Below are 23890 nucleotides of genomic sequence, written 5' to 3' on the forward strand. Positions count from 1 at the left end.
CGACCGTGCAATCGATTCTCGTCATCGTGTTTCTGCCGCTGCTCGCTTCAATCATCGCGGGCCTCGTCAACAAGAGCGCTCCAAGCGTTTTCGCCAAGGGCATAACCACCGGCGCATTGTTCATTGCATGCGCTCTGAGCTGGCCGATTTTCATCTCGTTCTGGATGGGCGGTGCGGAAGCAACGGTTGTGCCTGTTCTGACCTGGATGCAGTCGGGGGCCTTGAGCTTCGACTGGGCGCTCCGGGTTGATACTTTGACGGCGGTGATGCTGGTCGTGATTACGACCGTTTCGGCTCTCGTCCACCTGTATAGCTGGGGCTATATGGACGAAGATCCGGATCAGCCGCGCTTCTTCGCTTATCTCTCGCTTTTCACCTTCGCCATGCTGATGCTGGTGACCGCCGATAACCTCGTCCAGATGTTCTTCGGATGGGAAGGGGTGGGCCTCGCGTCCTATCTGCTAATCGGCTTCTGGTTCAAGAAGCCCAGCGCCAATGCTGCGGCCATCAAGGCGTTCGTGGTCAACCGCGTGGGTGACCTTGGCTTCATGATGGGCATTTTCGGCACGTTCTGGGTGTTCGGCACGGTGTCGATCCCTGAAATTCTCGCTGCAGCGCCCGGCATGAGTGGCGCAACCATCGGCTTCCTCGGCATGCACGTGCACACGATGGATGTGCTCTGCATCCTGCTGTTTGTCGGCGCGATGGGTAAGTCGGCGCAGCTTGGTCTGCACACATGGCTGCCCGATGCGATGGAAGGCCCGACACCAGTCTCAGCCCTGATCCACGCCGCTACCATGGTGACCGCGGGCGTGTTCATGGTGGTCCGCCTGTCTCCCATGTTCGAAACTGCACCGATTGCGCTTGCGATGGTGACCTTCGTGGGTGCTGCGACCTGTATTTTCGCCGCGACTGTCGGCACTGTGCAGTGGGACATCAAGCGGGTCATTGCCTATTCGACCTGTTCGCAGCTGGGCTACATGTTCTTTGCTGCTGGCGTGGGCGCGTATGGCGCGGCCATGTTCCATCTGTTCACACATGCATTTTTCAAGGCGCTACTGTTCCTCGGCGCAGGCTCTGTCATCCACGCGATGCACCACGAGCAGGACATGAAATACTACGGCGGACTGCGTAAGCACATTCCGTTTACGTTCTGGGCGATGATGGCCGGTACTCTGGCGATCACGGGCTTTGGCATCTATCACCTTGGCGTCGGCTTCGCTGGTTTCTGGTCGAAGGATGCGATCATCGAGGTAGCGTTTGCTCGCGGTACAGAACTTGGCAATTTCGCATTCTGGATGGGTGTCTTCGCAGCGCTGTTGACCAGCTTCTACAGCTGGCGCCTGATGTTCCTGACGTTCTGGGGCAAGCCGCGCTGGATCGAGAGCGAGCATATCCAGCATTCGGTCCACAAAACTCCTGAAGAGGCTGGAGAGGACAAGACCGGCGGCTATCACCCGCACGAAAGCCCCATGACAATGCTCGTTCCCTTGGGAATATTGTCGATCGGCGCCGTCGCTGCCGGCCAGGTGTTCGCACCGGCCTTCCTCGACAGCGCGGCATTCTGGGGCGGATCGATCTTCTACAACGAAGCGCTGATCCATGCCATGCACGCAGTTCCGTACGCGGTAAAATACGCTGCGTTGATCGTGATGCTGATCGGTCTTTTCGTGGCGTGGCTTGCCTATATCAAGGACACCACCATTCCGGCCAAGGCGGCTGAACAGCTCGGTCCGATTTACCGGTTCCTCTACAACAAGTGGTATTTCGACGAACTTTATCATTACCTTTTCGTGGTCCCGGCCTTCTGGCTCGGTCGCCAATTCTGGAAGCTCGGCGATATCGGCACAATCGATCGGTTCGGCCCCAATGGCATCGCCTGGGTGGTCGAAAAGGGCGCGGTCGGTGCCAAAAAGTTCCAGACCGGATATTTGTATAGCTATGCGCTGGTGATGCTCCTCGGACTTGTCGCGGCCATTACCTGGGTGCTGTTCTGATGGAGTTTCCCATCCTTTCGCTCATGCTTGCTGTGCCGCTCGTCGGTGCAATCGCCTGCCTGTTCCTGAATGCTGGCAGTGCCCGCATGGTTGCGCTGTTTGCGACGCTGTTCAATTTGGCGCTCGGCATCCTGCTTTGGGTGAATTACGAGATTGGCGGGGCACAGTGGCAGTTCACCGAACGCGCTGAATTGTTTGCGGGCTTCAGCTATGCGCTCGGCATCGACGGGATTGCCCTCATGCTGATCATGCTCAGCGTTTTCCTGATGCCGATCTGCATCCTCGCCAGCTGGGATTCGATCACCAAGCGGGTGGGCGAGTACATGGCCGCCTTCCTGTTGATGGAAGTGCTGATGATCGGCGTGTTTGCAGCGCAGGACCTGTTCCTGTTCTACATCTTCTTCGAGGCTGGCCTGATCCCCATGTACCTGATCATCGGCGTGTGGGGCGGCGATAACCGGATATACGCTTCGTACAAATTCTTCCTCTACACGTTGCTTGGCTCGGTCCTGATGCTGATCGCGATGCTGTGGATGGTGAACGAGGCGGGCACCACCGACATTCCGGTGTTGATGCAGTACGATTTCCCGGTCGGTGCGCAACTTTGGCTCTGGCTTGCATTCTTCGCCAGCTTTGCGGTCAAGATGCCCATGTGGCCCGTTCACACCTGGCTTCCTGACGCCCACGTTCAGGCTCCGACTGCGGGCTCGGTTATCCTTGCTGGCGTTTTGCTGAAACTTGGCGGTTACGGATTCATCCGGTTCAGTCTGCCCATGTTCCCTGATGCCAGTGCGGACCTTGCCTGGCTGGTTTTCGCCCTGTCGATGATCGCGGTAATCTACACCTCGCTGGTGGCGCTGGTGCAAACTGACATGAAGAAGCTTATCGCTTATTCCTCGGTCGCCCACATGGCGATTGTGACGGTCGGCCTGTTCGCTTTCAACGTGCAAGGCCTGGAAGGCGCCATGATGGTCATGCTTGGCCACGGGCTGGTATCCGGCGCACTCTTCCTGTGCGTTGGCGTGATTTACGACCGCCTGCACACCCGTGAAATCGCAAGATATGGCGGTCTTTCGATCAACATGCCGAAATACGCCGTGTTCTTCCTTTTGTTCACCATGGCCTCCGTTGGCCTGCCGGGCACCAGCAACTTCGTCGGTGAGTTTCTCGCCCTCGTCGGGATTTACAAGGTTTCGACCTTGGTTGCGCTGGTTTGCACCACCGGTATCATTCTGGGCGCTGCCTACATGCTGTATCTCTACCGCCGCGTCGCCTTTGGCGAGCAAGTCAATTCGGATGCTGCGCGGATGCCCGATCTCAATGCCCGGGAATGGGCCATGCTGGCGCCGATAGCGGCCGCAGTTTTGTGGATGGGCGTCTACCCGGAAAGCTTCCTGGCACCGATGCGCCAGGACATCGCCGCGCTTGAAGCTCGTCTCGCTAGTGTCGCTCCGGAGTACGATAGCGCTCTGGCCGTTGGCACGCCCAAGGAGCATGCTGCGAATTATATTGCGGCAGAGCACGGCTCGGAGGGAGAGCATTGATGTCCTACGCAAACTCTCTCTATCTGACCGGCGCTGAAGTAGGTCTGTCCATTGCAGGCCTGGCTTTGCTGCTCGCGACTGCATGGACTTCGCGCGCTTCGGCTCGCGCCATTACGATTGCAGCGGTCGCGGCATTGTTCGGGGCGCTGATTTTCAACGTTTCGCAGTTCGATGATGGCGTGGGCGCATATGCATTCGGCGGGCTTTTGAAGATCGATGCCTTCTCTGTGTTCGCCAAATCACTGGTGTATATCGCAACGATCGCCTGCCTCATTGTGGCCCCGCGTTATTTTCATGATCGCGGCCAGTTCCGCGGCGAATATGCGGTCCTCATCCTTTTCAATGCCGTCGGCATGGGCATCATGGTGTCCGCGGTCGATCTGATGACGCTGTATATCGGCCTCGAACTGTCGAGCCTGTCGTCCTATGTCCTCGCAAGCTTCGCGCGGCGTGATGACAAGTCGAGTGAGGCCGGTCTTAAATATTTCATCCTCGGCGGCCTGGCTTCGGGTATCATCCTCTACGGTATCAGCCTGGTTTACGGCTTCACGGGCCATACGAGCTACGATGGCATTCGCGCTGCATTCGATGCAGAATTTGCGACCGGTGCATTGTTCGGCGTCGTGTTCGTCCTGGCAGGCCTTGCGTTCAAGGTGGCTGCGGTTCCGTTCCATATGTGGACGCCCGATGTTTATGAAGGCGCACCCACTCCGGTCACCGCATTCTTCGCCAGCGCGCCCAAGGCAGCGGCGGTTGCAATGCTTGTCCGGATGGCCGCAGTCCCGTTCGGCGGTGAAGCCGATGCATGGCAGCAGATCGTTATTTTCGCTGCACTCGCATCGATTATCGTCGGCGCACTTGGCGCGATCGGGCAGCAGAACCTGAAGCGTTTGCTCGCCTATTCTTCGATCAACAACGTGGGTTTTATTCTGATCGGCCTCGCTGCTGCAACTCCGGAGGGTTTTTCCGGCGTGCTCGTTTACTTGACCATCTATGTTTTCATGACGATCGGCAGCTTCGTCGCGCTTCTCATGTTGCGTGATCGAAATGGGCAGGCGTTGGCAACGTTCGAGGATATCTCCGGACTGTCGACAACCAGCCCGGCACTTGCCTGGTGCTTGCTAGCCCTGATGTTCAGCCTCGCCGGTATCCCGCCGCTGTTCGGTTTCTGGGGTAAATTCGTCGTCTTCCAGGCGGCAGTCCAGGCAGATATGATTGCCTTGGCCGCCATCGGCATCGCGGCCAGTGTCATCGGCGCATTCTACTACATCAAGTTCATCAAGGTTATGTTCTTCGATGAGCCGAAGAATGATGGCCCAGCCAAGGCGCCTACATCCCACTGGGTGGTTCTGGGGCTTTGCGTACTGGTGATTTCGCCCTTGGGATATCTTCTGACGCCGTGGCTTGGCAGTGTCGCTGATGCGGCAGCGCAGGCGCTGTCCCTGATCGCTTGATAGAGACGCTCGCCGAAACCGGTTCCACGAATGCCGATCTGATCGCACGAGTGCGGTCGGGTGAGCGCGTGATCGAAGGCAATTGGCTGGTCGCCGATCGCCAGACGGCCGGCAAGGGCAGGCAGGGCCGTACATGGTTCGACGGTGCGGGAAACTTCATGGGCTCCACGGCGGTATTTCCGCATGAGCGCGACCCTTCTCCGCCGAGTCTCGCGCTCGTCGCGGGATTGGCGCTTTATGAGACTGTGCTTGGGTTGCACGCCAAACCTGCTGAACTCAGCCTCAAATGGCCAAACGATCTGCTTCTCAACGGTGCTAAACTGGCAGGAATTCTGCTGGAGCGTGAAGGCGATGCAATCGTGGTCGGCATTGGGGTGAACCTGGCAAAGGCTCCTGCTCTTCCGGATCGCTGCACTACGGCGCTGTCGAGCTTCGGCCCAGTGCCTGATCGCGATCATTTTGCGCAGAGCCTTGCCGCCCATTTTGCCAGCGAGTTGGAGCGCTGGCGTCAGTATGGACTGGCCCCGATCATCCGGCGCTGGCTTGCCGCCGCTCACCCGGAAGGCACGGCATTGCGCGTACATCCACCGGGAGAAGGGTCCGTTGAGGGGACTTTCGCTGGACTCACTGTAGACGGTGCGCTGTCCCTTCGCTTGCCAGACGGTGAAGCGCGCATCATCCATGCTGGTGATGTAATGCTCGTACAAGAGGAGGGCTAAGCTATGCTTTTGGCCGCTGATGTCGGAAATACGAACGTTGTTTTCGCCTTGTTCGAGGGGCGCGAGATCAAGGCGCGCTGGCGTATCGCCACGGACCCGAGGCGCACGGGTGACGAGTATGCCGTCTGGCTACTGCGCTTGCTTGAACTCGAAGGTCACGACCGCGATGACATCACCCAGATCATCTTTGGTTCGGTCGTTCCGCGCTCGATCCACAACCTCACCGTTCTTGCCCAGAAGTATTTTGGAATTGAACCAATCGTTGCGGGTCAGGGCGATGCCGAATGGGGTATCGCGATCGACGTGGACGATCCGCGTACGCTCGGAGCCGACAGGGCGCTCAACACTATTGCTGCACACGAGAAATACGAAGGCGATCTGATCGTGATCGATTTCGGAACCGCGACCACCATCGACGCGGTCGATTTCACAGGCGCATACAAGGGCGGGATAATTGCCCCGGGCATCAACTTGTCGCTCGATGCATTGGTCGGAAACACAGCCAAGTTGCCGCGGATCGCCATTCGCAAGCCCGAGAGCGACAGCGTGGTGGGTCGCAACACAGAAGACCAGATGCTGATCGGCGTATTCTGGGGCTATGTATCTCTCATCGAAGGGCTGGTAGCCCGTATGCGAAGCGAAATCGGGCGGCCCGCCAAGGTTGTGGCCACCGGGGGTCTCGCCCTGCTTTTTGACGAAACGACACAGCTTTTTGACGAGGTCGATAGTGACCTCACTCTGGATGGCCTTGCCATTCTTGCCGAAAGGGCAATTACTTGAAAAAGAATTTCGCACCCGAAGACGAACTTCTGTTCCTGGCCCTCGGCGGGTCCGGCGAGATCGGAATGAACGTCAACCTTTACGGGTGCCAGGGCCGATGGCTGATGGTTGACCTCGGGATGACGTTTTCCGGCGGAGAATATCCCGGCGTCGACCTTGTATTTGCAGATCTGGAATTCATCGAAGAACGGCTCGACCAACTTGAGGCCATCGTGCTGACCCATGCGCATGAGGACCATATTGGCGCCGTGCCATATTTCGCGGCTGACCTGGGCGTCCCGATCTATGCCACGCCGTTCACGATGGACCTCGTGCGTCGTAAGCTGGAAGAAGCAGGCGTTCTGGGGGAAGTCGAACTGCACACGATCCCGGACGATCACGGTAGCTTCGAAGTAGGGCCCTTCGAGGTGACCTATATCCCGCTTGCTCACTCAATCGCCGAGGGCAACGCGTTGCTGATCGACACACCGCATGGCAGGATTTTTCATACTGGGGACTGGAAACTCGACGAAGATCCGATCATCGGCGAACCCGCCACGGAAGAAGAGCTTACCGAGCTGGGCGACAAAGGCATTCTTGCACTGGTTTGTGACAGCACCAACGTTTTCAATCCCGCGCCAAGCGGCTCCGAAGGGGCCGTTTATAAAGGGCTCCTGGAAGAGGCGCAGCGGCATTCGGGCAAACGCATCCTGGTCACGACTTTCGCCAGCAATGTCGCCCGGCTCCACACCTTGGGCGAAGTGGCCAAGGAAACCGGGCGCCAACTTTGTGTTGCAGGTCGTTCGCTTGACCGCATCATCGAAGTTGCGCAGGCCAACGGCTATCTGGATGACTTCCCGGATCCTGTTGATTTCGACACTGCCATGGGCCTGCCACGCGGCGAGGTCTTGATCCTTGCAACCGGGGGGCAGGGCGAGCCGCGCGCTGCTCTTTCCAGGATTTCTGAAGACAACCATCCACTTCAACTCGTTTCAGGCGACGTGGTTCTTTTCTCGACGCGCCAGATTCCCGGCAACGAACTTTCGATTGGGGCCGTACAGAACCGACTGGCGGCCAAGGGCATCACGATGGTCACCGACCGTCAGAGTATGATCCACGTATCTGGCCACCCGGGCCGTCCTGAACTGGAGGCGCTCTATGGCTGGATCAGACCGGATGTGCTGGTCCCGGTCCATGGCGAAATGCGTCACATGCAAGAACAAGGACGGCTTGGAAAAGCGAATGGCATTGCAGATGCTGTCGTCCAGCAGAACGGTGACATCGTAAGGCTCGCTCCTGGAGCACCCGGCACCATCGCACAGGTCAGGGCGGGGCGGCTCGTGCTCGACGGTGATATTATTGCGCCAGCGGGCGGTGATGCCATCGTGATGCGTCGGCGCATCATGCAGGAGGGCGTCATGATAGTTGCGCTGGACAGCCGTCTCGACCCGCAGATCGATAGCCTGGGCCTTCCGCTTGACGAAGACTATGATGATTTCATTGCGGAAACCAAAGAAGACGTCGTCAACGCAATCGCGAAACTGAAGGGCAAGGATCGCAGCACCGCTTCGTCGGTCCACGAAGCGGCACGCCTTGCTGCGCGCCGTGCGGCACAGCGCTGGTCCGGAAAGCGTCCGCAGGTCCGCGTGATCTTGCCGGCGAGCATGGGGTAGGGACATGGAACTCCCGATGCAGTGGACCTCAATCCTCGCGATCTATGTGTTGTTCTGGGTCGTGAGCGCGTTTGTTCTGCTGCCTTTCGGTGTGCAGACTCATGACGAGGCCGGGATCGAAAAGATACCCGGACAGGCTGACAGCGCACCGGCCAATTTCCGTCCCGGCAAGGTGGCACTGAGAGCCACCTTCCTCGGGGCAGTGCTGACCACCTTATACATCCTGAATTATGCCTATGGCTGGATCGTACCTGAAGATCTGATCTTCTGGGGTCCCAGCACGCGCTGATCTTCTACTGGCGTAGACGCTCGAGCGCTTGCGCCATCACCACATAAAGCTTGCCCATATCGCTGGAGAGCAGCGTGACGCTTAGCGCGTTGCCATCACGAGTGGACAGTAGGTTTCGCAGCATCGCTTCGAAGTCATGGATGTAGCGATTTACGTGCTCCCGGAAGTCTGGGTCGGCATCGTAGAGCTCCGCAATTTCCCGAGCTTCACCATTGTCTATCAGGCGGACTGCACGGCGGGTAAATATGCCCCGGTCGCCCCTGAGATAGCTTGACCAAGCTGTATCAGTAACCTCGGCGGACAATGCCTTGGAAATGTCGATTGCGTTCGAGTTGAGGCTTTCAGTTATGAGAGCCACGCGGCGTGCGAAATCACCGTCCACTGTATCAGCCGCCTGCTCCCGGGCGTGGGCAATACGGGCCTCAAGATTGCCGGTGAGATCATTCAGGCGGGCCAATTGATCGCGTAGTTCGCGTGTTGTTGCGCGGGCAGCCTCCGTTGATTTGTTACGTGCAGCATCCAGCTTGGCCAGTGCTTCATCCGTGTGTTCGGCCAGCGCCTTGTCGATTGCCGCACTGCTACGCTCGCCGACTTTCTCTGCAAGCGCGGTGATCCGAGCGGCGTTTTCCGTTTCCAGTGCGTCGAGGGCGCCCTTGGCGCTATTTTCCAGAGCAGCGATGGCTTCGCGCAGCTCAACCTGGACGCGCTGAGCGAGCTGTTCGCTTTCCTCGCGCAGCGACACCACGCCGGAGCGCAGGCGCTCAACCCCTTCGATCTGGGCATTTGCCGTATCGCCGAAGTCCGATTGGAACCTCTCGAAACCCTCGATCGCGTCCAGGGTGCGCTTCTCGATCTCCGCCATGCCTTCGGTTAGGCGTTCACCCGATATACGCGCTTCATTGAGCAGGCCGCGGACGGCCGCAGTCCGAGTTTCAATTTGGGCGAGCCGGCCTTCGGAGGCATCCATCGCAATGGGCAGGTCCTCCCTGCTGTGACGCGCGCTGGCCTGGATCAGTTCAAGCAGCCGGACACTCGCGTCGGTCAGTGCTGCAACGGCCTGATCGGTCCCGTCCAAAGCTTCTCGGCTGCCGATCAGCGTTTCGTTAAGGGAAGCGACACCGCTTGCCACGGTCTCGCTCGCTTCCCGGCCCTGCTCGGTCACCGTATCGAATGTCGAGGCGAGGGCAGCGAACCTGGTATCGAGGACATCGCCCTGTTCCATCAGGATGCCCATCTGCTCCCTTTGCGCTTCGCGGCGGTGCGCAATAGCGATATCAAGCGCTTCCAGCTTGTCGCTCAATTCCTGCGACAGCTGGTCTTGCGAGTGCGCAATTGCATCAAGGCGCGCTTTCCCCTCGGTATCCAATACTTCGGCGTTTTCGCGGACCATCGCCTTGATCGATTCCGCTTCTGCGCCCAAGGCGTTGAAGCGCGCCAGAGCCGCTTCTTTCAACGAATTCTCGATTGTCTCAATCTTGTCCGCGGTCTCCGCCAGCCTCAACTTCATTGCGTCGACCTGGCTGGCCCATTTTGCAATAGCGCCGTCTTCACCTGCACGAACGGCCGCGGCAATTTTGGTCGCTTCATCACGGAACCTTGCAAGGCGTTCGCGCAAGGAGGCAAGTGCAAGCTCCTCCTCCGCACTGGCAGTCTGATGCGCTTCGGCAAGTTCGCTGCGAAGCGTCGCCGAACGCTCGCGAATAGCGGCGAGTGCTTCAACTTCACGCGCGTCCAGAGCCGAGCGGAACTGGTCGCTTTCCTCGCGCAGAACGGCAAACCTTTGGGCGGAAATCTTCTCGAGGTCTCCGGCCTGGGCTGAGAAGGCCTCCAGCGCATCATCCACGCGCATTTGCAGCGACACGACCTGACGTTCGCTTGCCGCACCAAATTCGTTGAGACGATCGAAACCTTCCACCAACTTGTCGAGCTGATCCTGCGAAGTTCTACCTGCGCCAGCGATCTGGTTGGATACGTCCTTGGCAGAGTTTGCGATAACCGGAAGATTATCACGCAGGCGGGTCATGTTCTCGAGCGCGGCACCGCTTACGCTGGCAATCGCTTCGACCTGCTCGCCATTCTCACGCACTAGGCCCTGGAGGCGATCTGCATGCTCCGAAAGACGTTCACCTGCGGAGCGGCCGAGAAACTCCAGTTCACGCGACTGACTGCCCAGGAATTCACGCGCAAGGCTCAATTCGCGGTTTACCGTGGCGAGCCGAACCTCAAGCTGAGCAGATTCTTCTGCGAGAGAGCGAGCGATTTCACCGAAGCGCTTCGATTCTGCCGTCGAGTTGCGGCTCGCCAAGAGCCAGGCCGCCAGAAGCAGCAAAACCGGCATCGCCCAAGCGGTGATCCAGCCAGTCCATGCTTGCGCTGATCCACCGGCGAGCATCTCGGCACGGTGCGCCCATGCGAAGAATGCCGTCCAGCCAGCAATCGCTGTCGTGGCGAGGACTGGGGCAATCCAAGCCGAAATATTTGCGCTTGGAGGAGCATACTCGCTCCACTCCTCGGACTCGTAGACCTCGTCTTCCAGCTCCAGGGCCGTTGCCTCAGGCGCGTCGACAGGAGAAGCGGCATTTTCCTGCTCACCTTCTACAACCGAAATATGCGAACGTTTTCTCATGGTTGGACGCTACCACGTTTAAATTATCCTTAAAGCCTCTTTAACGATCAACCGTGTATCGCTGTGGGCGATGGCCTATCATTCTCCCAGCTTTGACAGCGCACTGGGTGCGGCAGCCGGAGAAGATCCGAAGCTTGCGGCCGAATTGCGTGCTGCGTTTCTCGCAAGTCTGAAGCAGAGGCTGGACCTCCTCAAGCGCGCCCGGTGTGATGCCAATTGGTACCAAGCAGCTGAACGCATACGAGGGCTGGCGGCCAGCTTTTCAGCAGTGGAGCTTATAGAGTTGGCGGAATTGGCGCTTGAATCAGCTCCGGGAGAGCCGACTGTGATCAGTTCAATCGAGAGGTTTGCCGATAATTTCGGGGAATAGGGCGGACACGCTCATACGAGTGCTTTCCAGCCCAGTCTGTGGCTCCTAAGGTGAAATTCCTTCCTCGGGAGAGATTTTCACGTGCGTATAGCTTTGCTTTCTACCATCGACCGGGACCCAAAGCCCGGGAAGATGAGGGCAGCGTACGTCAACTTCGCAGGCGCACGTGTCGTCGAACGGCAACTCGATCTGGCGTTAAGCCTTGGCTGCGAAACAGTAGCTTGCCTTGCCGACGGCATTAGCCGTGAGGTTATTGAGCTGCAGCACCGCGCAGAGCGGTCATGCGCAAAGTTTGTCACCATCCGCGACCACGCAAAGCTGTCCGGCCTGATTACTGCAGCGGACGAGATCGTGGTTATCGCCCCTGGGGTGCTTCCTGATACTGCGACCGTTGAAAGACTGCTGGTGAAGCCTTCAGTCATCGGATTTCCAGCCGATATCGCGGTGCCGGCCGGTTTTGAACGGATCGACGCAGAGTTCGCATGGGGCGGAGTGCTGCTGGCGCGGGGCAACCTGATCGAGAGACTCGCCGAATTGCCAGCGGACATTGATGTGCCTTCGGCCCTGATGCGGTTGGCCTTGCAGGCAGGAACCCGCCTAGTGCCCGCAGAACGCAAACTGGTAGACGAGAACGACTGGACGATAGATGCACCTCGCGAAGCGTTGATCGTTCGCGAGAAGAAATGGATCGAGGCGCAGCGCGAAGCGGTGCCCTTCAACGCACCTGGAATTGCCGTGGCCGAGAGAGTCGGGACGCGGCTTGCACAAGACGTCGTTGGACGGCGCAGCGAGACGGGTCCAGCAGTGGCTGGCGGCGTTTTCGGCCTCTTTGCAATCGCCGCCGGGGCTTTCGGTATGCCTGCAACTGGCCTTGGCCTCGCTACCGCCGCCGCTTTCCTTGCTCGAATAGGTTCAGTGATAGAGCGCGTGGCCCGTAAAGGGCAGGTAGCCAGCAAACGCGGTCCGCTTTTGAAACTTCTCGATTACGCCTTAGACCCTATCTTTATCTTACTGATTTTCTTGGCATCTCCGGATCTTCCTGACCTTATGCGCATATTTGTGCCGTTGATGCTTTTTGGCATACTCAGGCTGGGTGCTACCCACGGTAGCGAGAAATGGCGGCGAACTTACGCGGATCGTATCCTTCTTGGCTTTGTCCTAGTGCCGGCCGCGTTTCTAGGTTTCGCACCGGAGGCAGCGGCACTAATTGCTTTGATGGTTTTGGCCTCAAGATTTTTTGACAGCTTTCGCGGTGACTAACCTCGAATTAACCACGCAACTGCTACGCGCGGGCATATGACGATGGCAAAAGATCGAGCCGAACGGATAAGTTCAGCGCAGGATGAACTGCGTTGTGCGCTTGCGCGGGGCGATCGTACGCTGTCGAAGATCGAACCAATCCTCGGGCACCTGCTTTCCACGCCCGACCACTCGCTTTTCAGTGACGAGATCATCGCACGCCTGCGAGGCATGCTGAATGACCTGGCATGGCAGATCCTTCGGGTTCAAGCCGAAGCAACGGGGCAATCCGGGCGCGAGGCATTTGCTGAGCGTCACGGCGAGGCGTTGGCCGCTCATTTCCAGAGCCGTGGAGCCTTGTTGTCTCATTGCCATGCACTGGCAGTCGAATGGCAACTGACCGAAAGGTTGGAAACGCAAAATGGGCTGGATCCCGTACTGTCGCCGGTACTCCAGGCACTTATCGCGCATCCTGACCCGTCCATGGCCAGCGCGGCGATGTCCGCCCTTGCTGCCCAGGCGCGCTTCGCTCAAGCGCAGCGTCGGATGGAGTTGCCGCTGGCCGAACTTCCCGCAGACCTGTTCCACGAAACATTGCTGGCCTGGCGTGCTTATAACGGAGAGCGCGCCTCCGACGCACTGACACGTGCTGAGAGCAAGTTACGGTCCGGTTACGATGAGAGCGCTGGCCGCCTCGCTCTGTTCGCGAGGCTTATCGCGGGTGCGGGCAAGGATGGCCTGGATGCGCTCATTCCCGACCAAGCGGGAGCCGGACTGTTTTTCACGGCCCTTGCCGCAAGGTCGGGTCAGGATCGTGTCTTTGCCATTCTTTCAAGCAACGCGCGCCAGATTGCGCGCTTGGCACTGGGTCTGCGCGCTGCCGGCCTTGATGCCGGGCAGATCGACGAGGTTCTCCTGCGATTGCATCCACAAGCTGCACCTGTACCCGAACTCGATCGGATTAGCGGCGAAGATGCGCGTAGAATGCTGGCCGAAATTTTGAATGAGGGTCGGCCATGAACGTTGCAACGCAGACAATTGCGCAAGGGCGCAGTGACGCGCAGGATCGGCTTATCGAAGCGGACGGCCCCCTGGCGGACCTCCAACATGATTGCGGTGGTCGGATTGGTGGGACAATCGCCATCCCCGCATTGCTTGCATTGGTCGAAAAGGCCCGCTCATACGGTTTGAGAATTGCCCGTCAGTTTGAGGCGGTCGATGACCAGAACAGGATTACCGCCTGGGCCGAGATTTCGCCGGTTGATGGCGGGAAAGATGGCTGCGAGATTGTCATCGCAAGCTGGCAAACGCAGCCCCTTCCTCCGGAAAACAGCGTCGAAGCGGATCGCCGGAAAGTTGAGATAAACCGCCATCTGGCGGAGTGTACAGCGCGGCTCGATCCATCTCAGGCTCTGCTTTCTGTCGATACCGAGGCTGCAGATCTGACGGATTTTGCCAGCAAGGCCCTGACTTCCATCGGAAAGCCTTGGACCGATCTGGTGGAACTGCCGGGCAATGCTCATGAGCAACCGATGCACTGGCGGCTTCTTGATGGCGCGAAGTGCAAGATACCGGGCTCCAAGCGGGAATGGACCGCGCACCTCGAGCCGCTCGGCCAGCCAAACCCTGGCAGTGCAGGGTTTGTGCTTCACCTGAATGCAACCACTCCACTCGCCGATGTGGGAGAGCAGGATGCGGGCGAAACTCCCTCAATGGGGCGCGACCTGACGCCGGTTCTGCGCCAACCGATCAATCGCATCATCGCCAACGCGGAAACGATCCGCACCAAACTCGCCGGACCGCTGGCGGAGGAATACAGCCAGTACGCCGCTGATATTGCGAGCGCGGGCCAGCATTTGCTGGCACTGGTGGATGACCTTTCCGATCTCGAAATCGTCGAATCCGAGGACTTCGTCACCGAGCCTGACCGGATTGAGCTGGCAGACGTCGCTCGGCGCGCTTGCGGAATTCTAGGGGTGAGAGCGCAAGAGCGCGGCATCACACTCGTCCCGCCCGCCGAAGGTGAGAGCCAATTGGCCATCGCCGAGTTCAGGCGCGTACTGCAGATCATGCTCAACTTGGTTGGCAACGCGATCCGCTACTCGCCAGAAGAGAGTCAGGTCTGGATCAGGCTTGATTGTATCGGCTCGCGAGCGATGATCACCGTTGCCGACCAAGGGAAGGGCCTTGATGAAGCGCAACAGGCGAAAGTTTTCGAGAAATTCGAAAGACTGGGCCGAAGCGGTGACGGCGGGTCTGGGCTTGGTCTCTATATTTCCCGCCGGATCGCGAGGGCGATGGACGGCGACCTGACGGTGGAGAGCGCGCCGGGATTGGGCGCTCGTTTCACCCTGTCAGTGCCTGCTGCGGATGACTTGCGGAGTGAGCAGCGTGACGGGCCGGGCAGCAACGTTCCAAAGCCGGACGGAAAATAGACTGCCAAGAAAAAGGGGCGCCGAAGCGCCCCTGATCCGTAAAAGTTGAATGTTCTCAGCGCTGGTCCATCGGGACGTAATCGCGCTGCGTCGGTCCAGTGTAAAGCTGGCGCGGACGGCCGATGACCTGGCCGGGATCGGAAATCATCTCGTTCCACTGTGCAACCCATCCGACGGTACGGGCGAGGGCGAAGAGGGCGGTGAACATCGTCGTCGGGAAGCCGATTGCCGAAAGGATGATGCCGGAATAGAAATCCACGTTCGGGAACAGCTTCTTTTCCTTGAAATAATCGTCATTGAGAGCGAGTTCTTCAAGCTGAAGCGCGGTTTCGAACACCGGATCCTTGACGTTCAGGGCGTCAAACACCTCACGGACAGTTTTCTGCATGACCGTGGCGCGCGGATCGTAGTTCTTATAAACCCGGTGGCCGAAGCCCATGAGGCGGAACGGATCGTTCTTGTCTTTCGCACGCTCGATATAATGCGGAATGCGATCGGGAGTGCCGATTTCCTGCAGCATGTTGAGCGCGGCTTCGTTCGCTCCGCCGTGCGCAGGGCCCCAGAGACACGCGATGCCAGCGGCGGTGCAGGCGAACGGATTAGCGCCCGACGAACCAGCAAGCCTTACGGTCGACGTCGATGCGTTCTGTTCGTGATCGGCATGGAGGATGAAGATGCGATCCATGGCCTTCTCGACGGCCGGGTGCAGCTCATACTCTTCTGCAGGAACACCAAAAGTCATGCGCAGGAAGTTGCCCGTGTAGCTGAGGTCATTCCTCGGCTGCATGAACGGTTGGCCGATCGAGTACTTGTAAGCCCAAGCTGCAATTGTCGGCATCTTAGCGATCAGCCGGTGGCTGCTGATCTTGCGATGTTCCGGATCCGAAATATCCGTGCTGTCATGGTAGAACGCCGACAGCGCGCCAACGACACCGCACATGATTGCCATCGGGTGCGCATCGCGGCGGAAGCCCTGATAAAACTGGCGCAGCTGATCGTGCAGCATTGTGTGGCGGGTGATGGTGTAATCGAAGTCGCCAAGTTCATCCGGGCTCGGCAGTTCGCCATTGAGCAGCAGGTAGGCAACTTCCATGAAGCTCGAATTTTCGGCCAGTTGCCCGATCGGATAACCACGGTGCAGCAACACACCTTCTTCACCGTCGATATATGTCAGCGCGCTTTCGCAGCTTGCTGTGGACTTGTAGCCCGGATCATAGGTGAATGTGCCAGTCGTGCCGTAGAGCTTGCGGATGTCGATGACATCGGGCCCAACGCTTCCCTCAAGAATGGGAAAATTCTGGCTCTGTCCGCCAAGATCGAGAGTTGCCTGTTTATCGGCCACGCGAGTCTCCTTAATCAGCCGTTCTGTCCGGTACCTGCCGAGGATGCCTGCGCGTCGATGCGCGCCAGCGATTCCTCCTTGCCCAACAGGACCAGAACATCGAAAATTCCGGGCGACGTGGTTGTGCCCGTAAGTGCCGCACGCATGGGCTGCGCGAGCTTGCCCAGGCCCAATTCAAGCGCCTCGGCATATGATTTGGTAGTGGCTTCGAGAGCCTCGATTGTCCAGCTATTTTCCGCTCTCAAACGCTCGGCAAGTTCGCCGAGACGGGCACGCGTTTCCGCATTCAAAAGTTCAGCTGCTTTCTCGGTCATTTCCAGCGGCCGTTTCTTGAACAAAAAGGCTGCACCTTCAGATAGTTCGTGCACGGTCTTGGCACGAGTTTTGAGGACCGGCATCGCCTCTGTCAGAATTTGCTCATCGGCATCATCGCCAATTTCCGCAGCAACCAGCGAAGCAAGTCGGGCATCATCGGCCTCGCGGATATAGTGTGCGTTGAGATTCAACAGCTTCTTGATGTCGAAGCGAGAAGGACTTTTCCCGACCCCGTCGAGGTCGAACAGCTTGATCGCCTCGTCACGGGTGATCTCTTCGCGGTCACCGTGGGCCCAGCCAAGCCGAAGCAGGTAATTGAACAGGGCTTCAGGAAGGATGCCTTCTTCGTCGCGGTAAGCTTCCACTCCGATCGCGCCGTGACGTTTTGACAATTTCGCTCCGTCCGATCCATGGATCAGCGGAACATGGACATAGACCGGATCGGGCCAACCCCCTTCGATCTCGTTCATTGCCCGTATTACGGGCATCTGGCGAAAGGCATTGTTGAGATGATCGTCGCCCCGGATGATGTGGGTCACACCCATATCGTGATCGTCGACAACGACCGCCAGCATATACGTTGGTGTGCCGTCGGCGCGCAGCAGGATGTAATCGTCAATTTCGGCGTTCTTGACGGTAACGCTGCCCTGGACGGCATCGTCGATGGTCATCTCACCGTGTTCAGGTACCTTTAGACGAATGACGAATGGAGCACCTTCGGGCGCGTCGGCGGGATCGCGCTCTCTCCACCGGCGGTCATACCGCATGGGCTGCTTGTTGGCGCGCTGTTCGGCGCGCATCTGTTCGAGCTCTTCAGATGTCGCATAGCACTTGTAGGCATGTCCTGCCTCCAGAAGCTTGTAGGCCACTTCGCTGTGGCGAGCTGCGCGGTCGGATTGAAATACTGGCGGTTCGTCATAATCGAGGCCAAGCCAGTCGAGACCTTCAAGGATCTTGTCGATGGCTTCCTGCGTGCTGCGCTTTTTGTCGGTGTCTTCGATGCGTAGCAGTGCCTTGCCGCCATAATGGCGGGCAAATAGCCAATTGAAAAGCGCGGTGCGCGCTCCACCAATGTGAAGGAAACCGGTCGGCGAGGGTGCAAATCGAGTAACGACCTGTCCAGCGGGTGTTGTTTTCCCGGTTTCGCTTGCCATTCTCTTTGCTTTCCTTTCAGAGACTTCCATGGCGAATGACGGGACGCCGATGGTACCATTTGGCGCGCCTGACGGCCCCGCCGATGCTGCAGTGCAGCGCCATTGGCGCATGCGCGCCATATTGTCCAGAACGGGCGATCATACAGAGAAGTTTCTGGTCCAATCCGGGTTCGATAGGGGGCCTTGGCTCGCCGTGGCGTTTGCCGCTGGAATCGGTGCGTGGTTCTTGCTCGCGATGCCGTGGCAATGGATTGCCGGCTTGGTGATTGCTTTGGCTGCCGCCGTGTTTTCTCATGCGATCTGGCGCGGCGCGGAGGGTCGGCAGCACTTACGGCTTGCTGTCGGTGCGCTTGGATTGGCATTCGCACTAGGACTGACCACCGTGTGGGTGCGATCGGAGATGGTCGGAGCAGAGCCGATATCCCGGCCGATGCTTATGAAGCTCGATGCACGTATACTCGAGCGCACGGAACAGCCTTCGGAAGATAGGGTTCGGCTTGTCCTTGCCGCGCGGGACGCCGAAGCAGGGCGAGCGATCCGTGTGAGGGTGAATGTCCCAAACGACCATGACATGCCCGAACTTCGCGAAGGCGCGAGGGTAGAACTGCGAGCGCGCCTGATGCCGCCATCTCCGCCCCTGCTCCCCGGCGCTTATGATTTCGCGCGGGATGCATGGTTCAAAGGTTTCGCGGCTACCGGTTCGTTAGTCGGCGAGGTGCGAGTGACCGAGCCTGCAGAAGCCAATGATGGCTGGCTGGCCGGAAAACAACGTGATCTTTCTGCGCATGTCCGATCGCGACTAAGCGGAGCACCGGGAACCATCGCGGCTGCATTTGCAACCGGAGACCGCGGAGGAATTGCGAAGGCCGATGAAGAGGCCATGCGGGATGCCGGCTTGACCCATCTTCTCTCAATCAGCGGATTGCACGTAAGCGCGGTAATCGCAGCGGCATATTTTCTGGCTATCAAGCTGCTTGCCTTGTGGCCTTGGCTGGCCCTGCGCGCCAGGCTGCCATTGCTGGCCGCTGCCGCTGCCGCGGGTGTGGGCATCGCCTATACGCTCCTTACCGGCGCTCAGGTTCCCACCGTAAGAAGTTGCATCGGGGCCGTTCTGGTTCTGGGCGCGCTAGCCCTGGGACGTGAGCCTTTGTCCCTGCGAATGGTGGCCGTAGCAGCGGGGGCCGTCTTGGTGCTATGGCCAGAATCTCTCGTTGGCCCAAGTTTCCAGATGAGTTTTTCTGCGGTCATTGCAATCGTAGCGCTCCATAATTCACAGCCAGTGAGGGATTTCCTGGCGCCCCGTGAGGAAGGCTGGACGAGAGTGATGTCCAGGCGCGTTCTGATGTTGTTCATTACCGGCTTGGTGATCGAGATAGCCCTCACACCTATCGTGTTATTCCATTTCCATCGTTCTGGTCTCTACGGCGCATTTGCGAATGTTTTCGCAATTCCATTGGTCACGTTCTTGTCGATGCCACTGATTGCGCTCGCGCTATTTTTCGACCTTGTCGGAGCGGGCGCGCCGTTCTGGTGGCTCGCAGGCAAATCGCTCGAAATTCTCATTGCGATGGCGCATTTCACATCGTCACAGCCTGGAGCTGTCAAGCTCGTGCCGCATATGGGGCTAGGGATAATCTCTCTGTTCGTTGGGGGAGGGCTGTGGCTTGCCTTGTGGAGGGGCAGGGCGCGCTTGTTGGGCCTTGTTCCAGCGGCAATTGGCACAATTGCATTGGTGCTTAGCCCCGTCCCGGATCTGCTTATCACACGTGATGGGCGCAATGTCGGAATTACAAATCAGGACGGGCATCTCTTCGTTCTGCGCGGTGCGCCGGGCTCTTATTCGAGAACCAACATTGTCGAACTGGCAGGGAGCGAGGCCGAGGCCATGCCCATAGAGGAATATCCCGGCGCGCGGTGCAGCGCAGATTTTTGCTCCATCGGGCTCAGCAGAGGGGAACGGGACTGGTCGATTCTTGTCGCCCTCAACCGTCAGAGGATTGATGAGCGCCAGTTAGCCGCTGCGTGCGAGCTGTCTGATCTTGTCATTGCAGATCGGTGGCTGCCGAGAAGTTGCAAGCCCAAATGGGCGAAGATCGACGGCCGCTTCGTAGCAGAGAATGGCGGTACATCTGTGTACCTGGCAGACGAACGGATCGACACCGTTGCATCGGCTCAGGGGCAACATGGCTGGTGGAAAACGGACGCCGAAAAATATTGAAAAAAAGGGCGCCCGCATCAGCAAGCGCCCCATTTCAATTCAAGTATCTCAGATCAATGGTAGCGACGCAGCAGTCCAGCCAGCTTACCTTGGACCTGCACTCGGCTCGCTTCGTAAACCTGAGGTTCGTATGCGCCATTGGCGGGGTCGAGGCGGACCATCGGACCCTCTTTGCGGAGGTACTTGAGGGTCGCTTCCTCATTGTCGACCAGTGCGACCACAATTTCACCATCCCGGGCAGTTTCGGTGCGCTGCACTAGCGCAAAATCACCGTCGAAAATTCCCGCTTCGATCATGGAATCACCTGAAACTTCGAGCGCATAGTGATCGCCCGGGCCAAGCAGGGCCGCAGGTACTGGCATGCTGGACTGGCCTTCGATGGCTTCAATCGGTGCACCGGCCGCAATCCTGCCATGCAATGGGACGTCGATAATGTCATTTGCCGCTCGCGGCGCAATCGCTTTAGCGGCGTGCGCGGCGACAATGGTATCATTTGCTGATGACACCTTTGCCGGTTGAGCGGAGGCTGGCAGCGTGACCGCATCTTCTGGCAACTTGATCACTTCAAGCGCCCGAGCCCGATTGGGAAGCCGCCGGATGAAGCCGCGTTCTTCAAGCGCGGAAATCAGGCGGTGCACGCCAGACTTGCTCTTCAAATCAAGCGCTTCTTTCATTTCTTCGAAAGAAGGCGAAATGCCGGTATCTTCCAGCTTCTGCTGGATGAACCGAATTAATTCGTGCTGCTTTGCGGTCAGCATCAGGTCACTCCCTGGTTCCAGTTCACTTAATGCGAACGAATGTGGAACAATTAGGCAACCATTTTTTCAAAGTCAAGCAATTCAGCCATTTCTGGGCAATGGAACGGAACAGGTGTTCCCGTTTCAGTCCTGTGCTCGCCAGTGTCCTGACTTGCCTCCGACCTTTTCCAAGAGCCGAATACCCTCGATACGCATCCCTTTATCGATAGCTTTGCCCATATCGTAGAGCGTCAACAGTGCTACCGAAACGGCAGTGAGCGCTTCCATCTCGATCCCGGTTTTGCCGACCAGTCTGGCAGTGGCCTGGACGCGAATGGCTCGCTCTTCAATCTCGATATCGACGACCATCGAATCGAGCCCCAGTGGGTGACAAAGCGGAATGAGTTCGCCGGTCCGCTTGGCCGCCAGAATGCCGGCAATACGAGCGGCCGCGACTGCATCGCCTTTTGGATTTCCACCGGATGAAAGTGCCTCAAGCGCCTCTTGTGACATCACGATGCGCCCTTCGGCGGTTGCACTGCGCTCGGTCTCAGGCTTTGTAGAAACATCCACCATCCTTGCGGCACCGCTTTCATCAAGATGCGTCAGGCGTGTCATAATGAGCTGTCAGAACCTGGGGAAAGAAGAGTGCGGGTCGCCAGTTCAACGTCGGCCTGCCGCATCAGGCTTTCTCCGACGAGAAATGTATTCACTCCTGCACGCGAAAGACGGTTGCAGTCATCATTCGTGAAAATGCCGCTTTCGCCAACAATGAGCGACCCTGCCGGGGCGAGCGGAGCAAGTGCTTCAGTGATACCCAAGTCAGTTTCGAAGGTCTTCAGGTTGCGGTTATTAATGCCGATCAGTCGTGACTGAAGGCGTGCGGCGCGCTCCAGTTCTTCGGCATCGTGAACCTCGACCAGCACGTCCATTCCGCGCTCGACGGCAGCGGCTTCGATCTCATGCATGACTCCATCTTCAAGCGCAGCGACGATAATCAGGATCGCATCGGCACCAATGGATCGCGCTTCTGAAACTTGCCACGGGTCAACCATGAAGTCCTTGCGAAGAACCGGCAAAGTGCAAGCTGCCCTCGCTTCGATCAGATAGCTTTCATGGCCCTGGAAATACGGAGCGTCTGTGAGAACCGACAGGCATGCCGCACCGCCGCGTTCATACGCCTTCGCGTGATCGGCGGGGTCAAAGTGTTCACGAATGAGGCCTTTGGAAGGGGAGGCTTTCTTGATCTCGGCGATCAGACCAAAGCCGCTCTTTTGCGCTTCCTCAAGGGCATTGCGGAAGCCTCTGGGCGCATCGATATTGCGCGAACCCAGATCAAGCTGCGAGAGACTTGCCTTGGTTTTGCGCGCAGCCACTTCATCGCGCTTGGTGGCACAAATTTCCTCGAGTTTATTCACTGCGCCATCTCGATCCAGTTTGCGAGGAGCTCTTTCGCCCTCCCGCTATCGAGTGCTTCTGCGCCAGTTTCGGCGGCTTCTGTCCAGTCTTCGGTACGTCCCGCTACAATCAGGGTCGCAGCTGCATTGAACAGCACTGCGTCGCGGTAGGGTCCCGGTGTGCCTAGCAACAGAGCCTCGAGCGCTTTCGCGTTATGCACCGGATCACCGCCGCGAATGGCTTCGACCGGTGCGTGCGGCAAGTTTGCCTGAACCGCGAGCACGCGGCGCATTTCGAAATCGTTGCCAGAGACATCAGCGAGTTCGTTGCCGCCCGCGAGAGACAATTCGTCGAGACCTTCGTCGCCCGAAGCGATAAAAGTGCGCTCCGTACCGAGCATCGCCTTGGCCTTCGCATAGATGGGTACATAGGCTGGGCGAGCGATGCCGATCAGCTGGCGCTTTACGCCTGCCGGATTGGAAAGCGGACCCATCAGATTGAAAATGGTCCGGACCCCCAGTTTTTGGCGGATCGGTTGGATGCGGCCCATCGCAGGGTGATGGTTCTTGGCGAACAGGAAGCAAATTCCCAGCTCTGCCAGTGTCTTCTCCGCCGTTCTTCCCGCCGCCTCCATGTCGAGACCCAAGGCTTCAAGGGTGTCCGCAGCGCCCGATTTCGAGCTAGCAGCACGGTTACCGTGCTTGGCGACACTTACCCCGCAGGCCGCGACAACAAGGCTAACGGCGGTTGAAACATTGAGTGTATGGTGGCCGTCGCCGCCGGTCCCGCAACAATCGACCGTGCCATCTGGCGCGTTGATCGGGATCAGGCGGGCTCGGAGAGCGCGGGCGGCGCCAGCGATTTCCTCAGCCGTTTCGCTTCGGGCTGACATATCTACCAGGAAGCGGGCAATCTCATCATCGGAAGTTTCACCGTCCAGGATCCAGCCAAAGACTTCTTCTGCCTTTTCAGCATCGAGGTGGATGTCGGCTGCGGGTAGTTGCTTCATGCTGGAACCTGGGCCTCAATGCCGCAAATGTGGAGGAAATTGGCGAGCAAGGCGTGACCATGCTCGGTCGCGATACTTTCCGGGTGGAACTGTACGCCATGAATAGGAAGGGTTTTGTGGCGGAACCCCATGACGCTCGAACCATCAAGGCCGGGGGTCTCGCTTTGTGCGTTGATCTCGAGGCAGTCGGGAATGTCTTCAACAACGAGCGAGTGATAACGGGTAGCGAGATAGGGTGATGGCAAACCTGCAAAGACGCCGCTGCCGTTGTGGGTGACGTCACTGGTTTTGCCATGCATCAAGCCGCCGCGCACAACGCGCCCGCCGAAGTGTTGACCGATGGCCTGGTGGCCAAGGCACACCCCGAGGAGGGGCTTCCCTGCTTCGGCGCAAGCTGCAACCAGATCGAGGCTCATGCCGGCTTCGTTTGGCGTGCAGGGTCCAGGTGAAATGAGGTAGCCATCAGCATTGGCGGCAATGGCCTCTGCGGCGGTAACCGCATCATTGCGGACCACTTTCACCTCCGCGCCCAGTTCCATCAGGTAATGGACGAGGTTGAAAGTGAAGCTATCGTAGTTGTCTACGACGAAGATTGTCCGGCTGTCGGTCATG

At 58.4% G+C, this 23890-nt stretch carries 20 protein-coding genes; 12 read left to right on the forward strand and 8 right to left on the reverse strand.

What is annotated here, in order from left to right; all coding sequences use genetic code 11:
• Positions 1–5 precede the first annotated feature (5 nt).
• From nuoL to K3166_RS05885, 7 genes are read left to right on the forward strand one after another with little or no spacing between them, the layout of a single operon-like run.
• Entirely contained in the window at positions 6–1997 is a 1992-nt protein-coding gene (gene nuoL, locus K3166_RS05855) for an NADH-quinone oxidoreductase subunit L (protein WP_221423724.1), read from the forward strand.
• Positions 1997–3541 carry an NADH-quinone oxidoreductase subunit M gene (locus tag K3166_RS05860; RefSeq protein WP_221423725.1) on the forward strand — a complete coding sequence of 515 codons (1545 nt, stop codon included), beginning with the start codon at positions 1997–1999 and terminating at the stop codon, positions 3539–3541. The genes nuoL and K3166_RS05860 overlap by 1 nt, the downstream gene beginning before the upstream one ends.
• Positions 3541–4995 (forward strand): NADH-quinone oxidoreductase subunit NuoN, encoded by a 1455-nt coding sequence (gene nuoN / locus K3166_RS05865; RefSeq protein ID WP_221423726.1) that lies wholly within the window; start codon positions 3541–3543, stop codon positions 4993–4995. Before K3166_RS05860 ends, nuoN begins: the two co-directional genes overlap by 1 nt.
• Entirely contained in the window at positions 4992–5714 is a 723-nt protein-coding gene (locus tag K3166_RS05870) for a biotin--[acetyl-CoA-carboxylase] ligase (RefSeq protein WP_221423727.1), read from the forward strand. The genes nuoN and K3166_RS05870 overlap by 4 nt, the downstream gene beginning before the upstream one ends.
• A gap of 3 nt (positions 5715–5717) precedes the next feature.
• Positions 5718–6494, forward strand: a complete 777-nt coding sequence (locus K3166_RS05875; RefSeq protein WP_221423728.1) for a type III pantothenate kinase — start codon at positions 5718–5720, stop codon at positions 6492–6494.
• Positions 6491–8146 carry a ribonuclease J gene (locus tag K3166_RS05880; protein ID WP_221423729.1) on the forward strand — a complete coding sequence of 552 codons (1656 nt, stop codon included), beginning with the start codon at positions 6491–6493 and terminating at the stop codon, positions 8144–8146. The genes K3166_RS05875 and K3166_RS05880 overlap by 4 nt, the downstream gene beginning before the upstream one ends.
• A 16-nt stretch (positions 8147–8162) precedes the next feature.
• Entirely contained in the window at positions 8163–8435 is a 273-nt protein-coding gene (locus K3166_RS05885) for a DUF1467 family protein (RefSeq protein WP_221423730.1), read from the forward strand.
• Between the two features lie 4 nt (positions 8436–8439).
• Here K3166_RS05885 and K3166_RS05890 read toward each other — a convergent pair whose 3' ends face one another.
• Positions 8440–11061, reverse strand: a complete 2622-nt coding sequence (locus tag K3166_RS05890; protein WP_221423731.1) for a coiled-coil domain-containing protein — start codon at positions 11059–11061, stop codon at positions 8440–8442.
• Between the two features lie 70 nt (positions 11062–11131).
• Here K3166_RS05890 and K3166_RS05895 point away from each other — a divergent pair, with 70 nt between their 5' ends.
• The 4 genes from K3166_RS05895 (at position 11132) to K3166_RS05910 (ending at position 15105) form a co-directional block, all read left to right on the forward strand.
• Positions 11132–11431: an Hpt domain-containing protein gene (locus K3166_RS05895; RefSeq protein ID WP_221423732.1), complete on the forward strand. Its 300-nt coding sequence runs from the start codon at positions 11132–11134 to the stop codon at positions 11429–11431.
• Positions 11432–11563: 132 nt separating this feature from the next.
• Positions 11564–12691 (forward strand): hypothetical protein, encoded by a 1128-nt coding sequence (locus tag K3166_RS05900; RefSeq protein ID WP_221423733.1) that lies wholly within the window; start codon positions 11564–11566, stop codon positions 12689–12691.
• Between the two features lie 42 nt (positions 12692–12733).
• Positions 12734–13690, forward strand: a complete 957-nt coding sequence (locus K3166_RS05905) for a hypothetical protein (RefSeq protein ID WP_221423734.1) — start codon at positions 12734–12736, stop codon at positions 13688–13690.
• Positions 13687–15105, forward strand: coding sequence for a sensor histidine kinase (locus K3166_RS05910; protein WP_221423735.1), 1419 nt, complete (start codon positions 13687–13689; stop codon positions 15103–15105). The genes K3166_RS05905 and K3166_RS05910 overlap by 4 nt, the downstream gene beginning before the upstream one ends.
• A gap of 55 nt (positions 15106–15160) precedes the next feature.
• Here the strand turns inward: K3166_RS05910 and K3166_RS05915 are convergent, their stop codons facing one another.
• Positions 15161–16447 (reverse strand): citrate synthase, encoded by a 1287-nt coding sequence (locus K3166_RS05915; RefSeq protein ID WP_221423736.1) that lies wholly within the window; start codon positions 16445–16447, stop codon positions 15161–15163.
• Positions 16448–16461: 14 nt separating this feature from the next.
• Positions 16462–17916 carry a glutamate--tRNA ligase gene (gltX, locus tag K3166_RS05920; protein ID WP_221423737.1) on the reverse strand — a complete coding sequence of 485 codons (1455 nt, stop codon included), beginning with the start codon at positions 17914–17916 and terminating at the stop codon, positions 16462–16464.
• A 28-nt stretch (positions 17917–17944) separates the two neighbouring features.
• On the opposite strand from gltX, the gene K3166_RS05925 reads away from it, so the two are divergent.
• Entirely contained in the window at positions 17945–20134 is a 2190-nt protein-coding gene (locus K3166_RS05925) for a ComEC/Rec2 family competence protein (RefSeq protein WP_221423738.1), read from the forward strand.
• 53 nt (positions 20135–20187) lie between these two features.
• On the opposite strand, the gene lexA is transcribed toward K3166_RS05925, so the two are convergent.
• The 5 genes from lexA to K3166_RS05950 all read right to left on the reverse strand — a co-directional run bounded on the left by lexA (position 20188) and on the right by K3166_RS05950 (position 23889).
• Entirely contained in the window at positions 20188–20892 is a 705-nt protein-coding gene (lexA, locus tag K3166_RS05930) for a transcriptional repressor LexA (RefSeq protein ID WP_221423739.1), read from the reverse strand.
• Between the two features lie 123 nt (positions 20893–21015).
• On the reverse strand, positions 21016–21489 hold the full coding sequence (gene moaC, locus K3166_RS05935; protein ID WP_221423740.1) for a cyclic pyranopterin monophosphate synthase MoaC: 474 nt from the start codon (positions 21487–21489) through the stop codon (positions 21016–21018).
• Positions 21486–22289: an indole-3-glycerol phosphate synthase TrpC gene (trpC, locus tag K3166_RS05940; RefSeq protein WP_221423741.1), complete on the reverse strand. Its 804-nt coding sequence runs from the start codon at positions 22287–22289 to the stop codon at positions 21486–21488. The genes moaC and trpC overlap by 4 nt, the downstream gene beginning before the upstream one ends.
• The gene (gene trpD / locus K3166_RS05945) at positions 22286–23278 is read right to left on the reverse strand and encodes an anthranilate phosphoribosyltransferase (RefSeq protein WP_221423742.1); all 993 of its coding nucleotides are present in this window, start codon (positions 23276–23278) and stop codon (positions 22286–22288) included. The genes trpC and trpD overlap by 4 nt, the downstream gene beginning before the upstream one ends.
• Positions 23275–23889 (reverse strand): anthranilate synthase component II, encoded by a 615-nt coding sequence (locus tag K3166_RS05950; protein ID WP_221423743.1) that lies wholly within the window; start codon positions 23887–23889, stop codon positions 23275–23277. The genes trpD and K3166_RS05950 overlap by 4 nt, the downstream gene beginning before the upstream one ends.
• Between the last annotated feature and the right edge of the window lies 1 nt (position 23890).

The organism is Qipengyuania psychrotolerans, assembly GCF_019711355.1.
GTDB classification, from domain to species: Bacteria; Pseudomonadota; Alphaproteobacteria; order Sphingomonadales; family Sphingomonadaceae; genus Qipengyuania; species Qipengyuania psychrotolerans.